The organism is Variovorax glucosi (assembly GCF_051216695.1).
Lineage (GTDB): Bacteria > Pseudomonadota > Gammaproteobacteria > Burkholderiales > Burkholderiaceae_C > Variovorax.
Map to the genome: position 1 here is coordinate 1 of NZ_JBPJZE010000281.1, position 1,137 is coordinate 1,137.

1 protein-coding gene is annotated in these 1,137 nt (G+C 63.2%); it reads right to left on the bottom strand.

Features of this window, described 5'->3' with window-relative positions; all coding sequences use genetic code 11:
- A partial coding sequence (locus ACSFA3_RS24975) for an amino acid aminotransferase (RefSeq protein ID WP_435508039.1) occupies nt 1-861 on the bottom strand: 861 nt, incomplete at its 3' end.
- Nucleotides 862-1,137: the final 276 nt, after the last annotated feature.

Here is a 1,137-nt window from a genome sequence, read left to right on the forward strand (position 1 = left end):
GTTGCTGTAGTTGGTGCGAATGGCGATCTTGAGCTGCGACAGCACGCGGCCGGCTTCTTCCTTGCTCTCGCACAGCACCGACAGGGCGCCCACGCGTTCGCCGTACAGGCTGAAGCTCTTGGAGAACGAGGTCGAGACGAAGAAGGTCAGACCGGCATCGACGAACTTGGCGACGGCGGCGCCGTCTTCCTTCAGGCCGTAGCCGAAGCCCTGGTAGGCCATGTCGAGGAAAGGCACCAGGCCCTTGGCCTTGACGGTGGCGACGACCTGGTCCCACTGCTGCGACGTGATGTCGTAGCCGGTCGGGTTGTGGCAGCAGGCGTGCAGCACGACGACGGTGCCGGCAGGGGCTGCGTTGAGCGCGGCCAGCATGCCGTCGAAGTCGATGCCGCGCTTTGCGGCGTCGTAGTAGGGGTAGCTTTCGACTTCGAAGCCGGCGTTGGTGAAGAGGGCGCGGTGGTTTTCCCAGCTCGGGTCGCTGATCAGCACCTTGGCGTTGGGGTTGAGCTTCTTCAGGAAGTCAGCGCCGACCTTGAGGCCGCCGGTTCCGCCGATGGCCTGGATGGTGGCCACGCGGCCCGAGGTAACGGGTTCGCTGTCTGCGCCGAAGACCAGCCCCCTGACGGCGTTGTCGTATGCGGCGATGCCGTCGATGGGGAGGTAGCCGCGCGCCGTGGGCGCTTTCATCATGTTCTGCTCGGCCGCCTGCACGCACTGCAGCAGTGGCAGCTTGCCGTTGTCGTCGTAATAGACGCCGACGCCGAGATTGACCTTGTTGGGGTTGGTATCGGCTGCAAATTGCTCGTTGAGGCCGAGGATCGGGTCGCGCGGCGCCATTTCGACCGCGGTGAACATAGACATGGAAAGGTCCTTTGGGATGAAAGCTTCGCTGCAACCGGAGGAGGCTTTATCCTTTCCGGTTGCCTTGAATTTTACCGGCGCGAGCGCCACCTGTCGGGAACAGCCATGCCAGAGAACAACGAAGCCATAGCAGACCTGAAGAAACTGGACCCGATCGGGCCTGTGAAACAGGGGGAATTCATCCGCTATCCGGACTCGCCTTTCGAGCTTTTCCCGCCCTATCCGCCGGCCGTCGACCAGCCGAAGGCGATCGAGTGGCTGGTCGAGGGCGTGATC